Origin of the sequence: Mesorhizobium sp. M7A.F.Ca.AU.001.01.1.1 (assembly GCF_004022735.1) — a bacterium.
GTDB classification, from domain to species: Bacteria; Pseudomonadota; Alphaproteobacteria; order Rhizobiales; family Rhizobiaceae; genus Mesorhizobium; species Mesorhizobium ciceri.
Window position 1 is genome coordinate 1 of sequence record NZ_RZPF01000272.1, and the last position, 7690, is coordinate 7690.

Here is a 7690-nt window from a genome sequence, read left to right on the forward strand (position 1 = left end):
GTCGAAGACCTTGCCCGCGGCCGCGGCAAGGCCGCCATCGAGCTTCAGACGCGGATCGAGTTGACCGCGAACCACGCGGCCTTTGCTCGCCTCGGCTTTCGCGAAACTGGACGGACGGCGCATGACGGCTATGCCAGGCCGACCTCGATCACCATGCGCAAAGCTCTCCCGTAAGTCTTATCTTACGGTTTGTGGGCCACGGATATCGCACCGCGACAGTGTCAGGTCCTGAGCGGCAGCACGCGGTCTGGTGGGCGGTGGCCGTCAACGAAGGCGCGGATGTTGATGATGACCTTTTCACCCATGTCGATACGGCCCTCGAGCGTCGCCGAGCCCATATGCGGCAAAAGCACGACCTTGTTCTTGGCCGCGAGCTTCAGCAGCTTGCCGTTCAAGGCCGGCTCGTGCTCGTAGACATCGAGGCCGGCGCCGGCGATCTTGCCGTCCTGGATCAGCTTGACCAGTGCTTCCTCGTCGATGATGTCGCCGCGCGCGGTGTTGACGACATAGGCGGTGGGCTGCAGTAGCGCCAGCCGCCGCGCCGAAAGCAGATGGAAGGTTGCCGGCGTCGAGGGACAGTTGACCGAGATGATATCCATGCGGGCCAGCATCTGGTCGAGGCTTTCCCAATAGGTCGCCTCCAGCCCGTCTTCCACGGCCGGCAGCACGCGGTGGCGGTTGTGATAGTGGATCGACAGTCCGAAGGCCTTGGCCCGCCTGGCTACGGCCGTGCCGATCCGCCCCATGCCGACAATGCCGAGCCGCTTGCCCCAGATGCGCCGGCCCAGCATCCAGGTCGGCGACCAGCCGGCCCATTTCTTGTCGCCGGTGAGCACATTGGCGCCTTCCGCGAGCCGCCGCGGCACCGCCAGCATCAGCGCCATCGTCATGTCGGCGGTGTCTTCGGTCAGGACATTCGGCGTGTTGGTGACGGTGATGCCCCTCTTGGCCGCAGCCGCGACATCGATCTTGTCGACGCCGTTGCCAAAATTGGCGATCAGCTTGAGGTTGTCGCCTGCCTGAGCGATCAGCGCCGCGTCGATATTGTCGGTAATGGTCGGCACCAGAACGTCGGCTTCCTTGACCGCCGCGACCAGTTCCGGCTGCGTCATCGGCCGGTCCTCGACATTCAGCCTTGCGTCGAACAGTTCGCGCATGCGGGTCTCGACCGGGTCGGGCAGCTTGCGCGTGATGACGACGAGAGGCCTTTTTTTGCCTGCCATTGTTTCCCTCTCGAGTATTTGCCGCAATTCCGAACGCAAAACCGCTTCACAGGTTTGCTGGAATTGCTCTAACCCGATCTCGTTGAGACCTCTTTAACCAAGACCGGCGAAACTGAAAGCCGGTCGCGGTGCCGATTACCCATGTAACAAGCGGTGCCGCCGAAGACAAAGAAAAAGGGGCGCCGAGGCAAGCGCCGAAAGGAATGAAAGTGTCTGGTTTCGCGTCGCTTCGCCTGGCCCTCAGTGCAGCATTTTTCGGCGCTCTGCTTTATTCTCCGCTTACGGCGGCACAGAGTGCGGCTGCACCTGCCCAGAGCGTCGTCACGCTCGGGCCGAGCGGCCTGCCGCTGCCGCGATTCGTCAGCCTGAAATCCGGCCGCGTCAACTCGCGCGTCGGCCCCGGCGCCAACTACTCGGTCGACTGGATGTACATGAAGGCCGGCCTGCCGATGGAGATCATCCAGGAATTCGACACATGGCGCCGCGTGCGCGATGCCGATGGTTCGGAAGGCTGGATCAACCAGTCGCTGCTTTCCGGCCGACGCACGGCAATCGTCGCACCATGGCAGCGTGGCAAGGGCACCCGGATCAATCTTCTCAACAGCCCCGACAAGGATGCAAGGGTGGTCGCGATGATCGAACCTGGCGTCATGGGTACGATCAAATCCTGCGACGGCCAGTGGTGCGAAATGACGTTCGACGGCCACACCGGCTGGCTTGCCCAGTCGGTCGTCTGGGGCGCCTATCCCGGCGAACGGGTCAAGGACTGATTCTCTTTCGCGGTCCTGGCTTTATGCCCGATACGGCCGAGATGGGTGTCCTGGAAGCCGGTCGGCAGCTTCAGACCGTAGCCCAGCGCACGGTCGATGGCGATGTGGGCGATCCATATCAGCGCAACCGCCATCGCGGCCGCATTGCCCCACATGTGCCCGCCGAGCAGCAGCAGCACGGGCACGATCAGGATGTGCAAGGCGTTGTAGGCAAGGGCACCGACGCGCGGACCGGCCAGATAGCCCGACATCGATAGGTCAGGCGCCAGGATAAGCAATCCGAAGAGCCACCAGGAGATGCCGGTCGAACCGTAGAAAATGACGGCAGCCAGTGCCACGATCGCCCATTCGAGCCGGATTACGAGATCGAGGGGTTTCATCCCTGGCCGATAATTCTGGCTTGGCAGATGATTCCGGCCTCGCCAGTCATTCGCGGCGTTTGGGGCGCAGCCTCACGACGATGTCGACATTGGCGATCTCCATCCCTTCCGGAGGCTCCGGCAGGTTCGCAACCGTCACCGGACCGCTGTCGATGTCGAATATACGGTTTTCGCCTTCGATGTAGAAATGGTGGTGGTCGGAGGTGTTGGTGTCGAAATAGGTTTTCGCGCCTTCGACGGCGAGGATGCGCAAAAGTCCCGCCTGGGTAAACTGGTGAAGGGCATTGTAGACGGTGGCCAGCGACACCGGCACGCCGGCGGCAACCGCCTCCTCGTGCAGTTCCTCGGCCGACAGATGCCGGTCGCCCTTGGCGAAAAGCAGATCGGCCAGCGCAATGCGCTGACGCGTCGGCCTCAGCCCGGCTTCACGGACCCGCTTGTCCACAGCGACATTTTCCTTCCGGCCGTCCAGGTCCATCTTCTCGTCGAACCCCACAGTTCCGCCCCAAGACACGCCCAGAATGGCAAAAAAATGAACGTCTGCCGAAACCGGACCTCTCAGGACATATATTCTGTCGTCCGAATGCGATCAATAGCGCGCATTGACCCAGGCAGACGAGCAGGCTAAGCGCAAACGCCGGTTTCCGGCCTGAAACAGATTGTGTTAGGAAACCAACGACAAGGGCACCCGATGGCCCGGAACGATATGGGATGAGATTGATGGCGGGTAAATCCAGCTACGAGTACGACGAATTGCTGGCCTGCGCCCGCGGCGAACTGTTCGGACCGGGCAACGCCCAGCTTCCCTATCCGCCAATGCTGATGTTCGACCGCATCACCGAGATCAGCGAGACCGGCGGCGCCTTCGAGAAGGGTTTCATCCGCGCGGAGTTCGACATCAAGCCGGACCTGTGGTTCTTTGCCTGCCATTTCATCGGCAATCCGATCATGCCGGGGTGCCTCGGCCTCGACGCCATGTGGCAACTGACGGGCTTCTATCTTGGCTGGCTTGGCGAACCCGGGAAGGGAATGGCGCTGTCGACCGGCGAAGTGAAATTCAAGGGCATGGTCACGCCTTCGGTGAAGAAGGTCGAATATGGCATCGACTTCAAGCGCGTGATGCGGGGCCGGCTGGTGCTCGGCATCGCCGATGGCTGGCTGAAGGCGGATGGCGAACCCATATACGCGGCAACGGATTTGAAAGTCGGTCTGTCCAAGCAGTCGGCGGTCGGCTGACCGGCACCCCTGGCCGGCCCCCTTTGGCCAGCATCCCTGGAAGGAGTTGCGAATGAGACGTGTCGTAGTCACAGGCCTCGGCATCGTGTCGTCGATCGGCAACAATGCCAACGAGGTGCAAGCCTCGCTGCATGACGCCAGATCAGGCATCAGCTTCTCGGATTCCTTCGCCGAACACGGCTTCCGCTGCCAGGTCTGGGGAGCGCCGACGCTCGATCCATCGGCGATGATCGATCGCCGTGCGATGCGCTTCCTGAGCCAGGGTGCTGCATGGAACCACGTCGCCATGGACCAGGCGATCGCGGATGCGGGCCTCGGCGAGAGCGACATCACCAATGAGCGCACCGGCATCGTCATGGGATCGGGCGGACCATCCACCCGCACCATCGTCGAAGCTGCCGAAACGACGCTGAAGAACGGCAGTCCCAAGCGCATCGGTCCATTCGCGGTGCCGAAGGCAATGTCGTCGACCGCATCGGCGACGCTTGCCACATGGTTCAAGATCCACGGCGTCAACTACTCGATCTCGTCGGCCTGTTCGACCTCGGCGCATTGCATCGGCAATGGCTATGAATTGATCCAATGGGGCAAGCAGGACATCGTCTTCGCCGGCGGCCACGAGGATCTCGACTGGACGATGTCGGACCTGTTCGACGCCATGGGCGCCATGTCGTCGAAATTCAACGACAAGGCATCGACCGCCTCCCGTGCGTATGACGTCAATCGCGACGGCTTCGTCATTGCCGGGGGCGCCGGTGTGCTGGTGCTGGAAGAGCTTGAGCATGCCAAGGCGCGCGGCGCCAAGATCTATGCCGAGATCGTCGGCTATGGCGCGACGTCGGATGGCTACGACATGGTTGCTCCTTCAGGCGAAGGCGCGGTCCGCTGCATGCGCCAGGCGCTGGCCACGGTTTCCACGCCGGTCGACTACATCAACACCCATGGCACCTCGACGCCGGTGGGAGATTCCAAGGAAATGGGCGCCATCCGCGAGGTGTTCGGCCCAGAGATGCCGTACATCACCTCGACGAAGTCGCTGACCGGCCATTCGCTGGGCGCGGCCGGCGTGCAGGAATCCATCTACTCGATCCTGATGATGCAGGGCGGTTTCATCGGCGAAAGCGCCCATATCGAGACCCTCGACCCCGAATTCGAGGGCATGCCGATCGTGCGAAAGCGCATCGACGACGCCAGGATCGACACTGTTTTGTCCAATTCGTTCGGCTTCGGTGGCACCAACGCCACGCTCGTTTTCCAGCGCTATTCCGCATAAGGATTTGCCGGCCATGGACGGATTGATGAAGGGCAAGCGCGGGCTTGTCATGGGTGTCGCCAACGATCATTCGATCGCCTGGGGCATCGCCCGGAAATTATCCGAACACGGGGCGGAACTCGCCTTCACCTATCAGGGCGATGCCTTCGGACGCCGGGTCAAGCCGCTGGCCGACAAGCTCGGCGCCTCGCTGGTCGTGCCGTGCGACGTCGAGGACAGCGCTTCGGTCGCCGCCACGTTCGAGACCCTGGGCAACGAATGGGGCGGGCTGGATTTCATCGTCCACGCCATCGGCTTTTCCGACAAGAACGAGTTGAAAGGCCTCTACGCCGACACCAGCCGGGACAATTTCGTCCGCACCATGGTGATCTCCTGCTACTCCTTCACCGAGGTCGCCCGCCATGCGGCCACCTTGATGAAGGACGGCGGATCGATGATCACGCTGACCTATGCGGGCTCCGTCCGCGTCATGCCGAACTACAATGTCATGGGCGTCGCCAAGGCCGGACTGGAGGCCAGCGTGCGCTACCTCGCCAACGATTACGGTCCGCGCGGCATCAGGGTAAACGGCATATCGGCTGGGCCCGTGCGCACGCTCGCCGGCGCCGGCATTTCGGACGCCCGCCACATGTTCTCCTACCAGCAGCGAAACTCGCCACTGCGCCGCACGGTGACCATCGACGAGGTCGGTGGTTCGGCGCTTTATCTGTTGTCGGATCTGTCTTCCGGGGTTACCGGCGAAATCCACTATGTCGATTCCGGCTATCACATCGTTTCCATGCCGACGCTCGACGAATTGAAGCAGACCGACGGCGGGCGAGACTAACGCCTGTCGGCCAAAGGTGCGCGACGGTTTTGAAATGGCGGACATCTGAAAACACGAAGCTTAAAGCGCGCGGCTAAACCCCGTTTCAGCGCCAGTCGCATTGATCCGCTCAAGAAATACTTCCGGTCCAATAAAATTGGATTCATTCGCGGAAACTCATTTTAAGGAGATATCCGGTAGAAAGCTCCGTACTCAGGGGAACTTTCAATGCTCGCCGTCAGCAACCCGAAGCGAACACCGGTGTTCCGACTGCTCACCATAGCGAGTTCGGGTCTCGGCAGTTTCGTCCTCGGGCTCTGGGGCCTGAAGCTCGGTCTCGGCGATGGCTTTGCCGGCATCTCCGCCGACATGATGGTCTCGGTGATGGCCGCTCTTTGCGCACTGGCGGCGTCGGTCGCCGCGATGTCCTTCTTCGCCGGCGTCGATGAATCGGCGGATTTCGTCTTCACGGAAACCCATTTCGACAAGCTGACCGGCCTGGTGGCACGTCCGGCGATGGTCGGCAAGATTGCCGAGGCGGCATGCGCGACCAGCCGGACCGGCGAGCCGATGTTCCTCATCGATATCGACATCGACCGGTTCAAGCAGATCAATGACGCCATCGGCTACAGCCAGGGCGACGAGCTGATCCGCGCCTTCACCAAGCGCTTGAAGACGTGCGTGCCGCCGCGCGCGCTGATCGGACGCATCGGCGCCGGTGAATTCGCGATCCTGCTCCCCGACAACCAAGTCGCAGGGTCCTTGGAAAGCACCATAGAGAGGCTCATCGACGAGATGATGGAGCCCTATGATCTCGGTACGCACCTGCAATCGGTCAGCCTGTCGGTCGGCATCGTGGCGATGCCAAAGGACGGTGTCGATCCCGTCCTCATCCTGCGCCGCTCCAATCTGGCGCTGCAGAACGCGCGCGCCAGCGGCGTCGGCAACTGGTCCGTCTTCCATGCCGAAATGGGCAGGGTCGCCGACCATCGCCAGTGGATCGAATCCGAACTGCATACAGCCTTCGAGCGCGGTGACTTCGACCTTCATTACCAGCCGCAGCTCGATCTCCCGACCGGCCGCATCGTCGGCTACGAAGCGCTGATCCGCTGGCGGCATCCGGAACGCGGCATGATCCCGCCGATGGAGTTCATTCCGATCGCCGAGGAAACCGGCATGATCGGCCCGATCGGCGAATGGGTGCTGCGCAAAGCCTGCAGCGACGCCCGGCATCTGCCCGACGACTGCTTCGTCGCCGTCAACATCTCGCCCGTCCAGTTCATGACCAAGGACTTCGTCGGCATCGTGCGCGACACCATGACGAGCACCGGCATCAAGCCGTCACGGCTGGAACTGGAAGTGACCGAGACGGCGATGATGCAGGATCGCGACCGCGCCGCCGCCATCCTGAAGGAGCTTGCGGATATCGGCATTTCGGTCGCCGTCGATGATTTCGGCACCGGCTATTCCAATTTGAGCTACCTGATCGATTTCTCATTCGGCAAGCTGAAGATCGACCGGTCCTTCGTCAGCCGCCTCGACACAGATTCCAGCTCCGGCGCGGTCGTCTCGACCATCGTCGGGCTTTCGCGCGCGCTCGGCGTCAGCATCATTGCCGAAGGCGTCGAGACCGAAAGCCAGGCGACACTGCTCAGGGCAGCCGGCTGCGAGGTGGTGCAAGGCTACCTGTATGGCAGGCCCGCCCCCCTCAAGATCAGGGTCGGCGACGTGCATATCACCGATGAGGTCCGGCGCGTTGCCAATCTGCATTGAGTGCGACGCGATATCTGTTTTTGAGCATGATCTTTTCCGAAACCGGTATCCACTTTCGGGATCATGCTTCAACGACGAGCGGAAAGCACCTTGAACATGCCGTCACGAGCGAGTTCGGCATGGCTCGAAAAGACAGCCGCCAAGATCGGTTCGTAGGGAAGCTGACGGTTGGCGACCATGAACAGCCGCCCACCCGGCTTCAAGGCCTTGGCCGCCGCTCGGATCATGCC

The 7690-nt window shown here is 62.0% G+C and carries 9 protein-coding genes and 1 pseudogene; 6 read left to right on the forward strand and 4 right to left on the reverse strand.

Annotation, left to right across the window (positions count from 1 at the left end; translation table 11 throughout):
• Positions 1-174: pseudogene (locus EN884_RS39585) on the forward strand (GNAT family N-acetyltransferase); the annotation flags it as partial.
• Positions 175-221: 47 nt separating this feature from the next.
• On the opposite strand, the gene EN884_RS17780 reads toward EN884_RS39585, so the two are convergent.
• Positions 222-1223: a D-glycerate dehydrogenase gene (locus tag EN884_RS17780; RefSeq protein ID WP_013527881.1), complete on the reverse strand. Its 1002-nt coding sequence runs from the start codon at positions 1221-1223 to the stop codon at positions 222-224.
• Between the two features lie 209 nt (positions 1224-1432).
• Here EN884_RS17780 and EN884_RS17785 point away from each other — a divergent pair, with 209 nt between their 5' ends.
• The gene (locus tag EN884_RS17785) at positions 1433-1993 is read left to right on the forward strand and encodes an SH3 domain-containing protein (RefSeq protein ID WP_063170456.1); all 561 of its coding nucleotides are present in this window, start codon (positions 1433-1435) and stop codon (positions 1991-1993) included.
• Here EN884_RS17785 and EN884_RS17790 read toward each other — a convergent pair.
• Positions 1966-2373 (reverse strand): DUF4260 domain-containing protein, encoded by a 408-nt coding sequence (locus EN884_RS17790; RefSeq protein WP_063169996.1) that lies wholly within the window; start codon positions 2371-2373, stop codon positions 1966-1968. The two genes, EN884_RS17785 and EN884_RS17790, sit on opposite strands and share 28 nt — an antisense overlap.
• A gap of 46 nt (positions 2374-2419) precedes the next feature.
• Positions 2420-2851, reverse strand: coding sequence for an iron response transcriptional regulator IrrA (gene irrA / locus EN884_RS17795; protein WP_024503471.1), 432 nt, complete (start codon positions 2849-2851; stop codon positions 2420-2422).
• Positions 2852-3093: 242 nt separating this feature from the next.
• On the opposite strand from irrA, the gene fabA reads away from it, so the two are divergent.
• The 4 genes from fabA (at position 3094) to EN884_RS17815 (ending at position 7460) form a co-directional block, all read left to right on the forward strand.
• Positions 3094-3609: a 3-hydroxyacyl-[acyl-carrier-protein] dehydratase FabA gene (gene fabA, locus EN884_RS17800; protein ID WP_013527885.1), complete on the forward strand. Its 516-nt coding sequence runs from the start codon at positions 3094-3096 to the stop codon at positions 3607-3609.
• Positions 3610-3661: 52 nt separating this feature from the next.
• Positions 3662-4882: a beta-ketoacyl-ACP synthase I gene (fabB, locus tag EN884_RS17805; RefSeq protein WP_024503470.1), complete on the forward strand. Its 1221-nt coding sequence runs from the start codon at positions 3662-3664 to the stop codon at positions 4880-4882.
• A 13-nt stretch (positions 4883-4895) separates the two neighbouring features.
• The gene (fabI, locus tag EN884_RS17810; RefSeq protein ID WP_013527887.1) at positions 4896-5708 is read left to right on the forward strand and encodes an enoyl-ACP reductase FabI; all 813 of its coding nucleotides are present in this window, start codon (positions 4896-4898) and stop codon (positions 5706-5708) included.
• Positions 5709-5915: 207 nt separating this feature from the next.
• Positions 5916-7460: a bifunctional diguanylate cyclase/phosphodiesterase gene (locus EN884_RS17815; RefSeq protein ID WP_027161757.1), complete on the forward strand. Its 1545-nt coding sequence runs from the start codon at positions 5916-5918 to the stop codon at positions 7458-7460.
• A gap of 68 nt (positions 7461-7528) precedes the next feature.
• Here EN884_RS17815 and EN884_RS17820 read toward each other — a convergent pair.
• A partial coding sequence (locus EN884_RS17820; RefSeq protein ID WP_164895038.1) for a methyltransferase occupies positions 7529-7690 on the reverse strand: 162 nt, incomplete at its 5' end.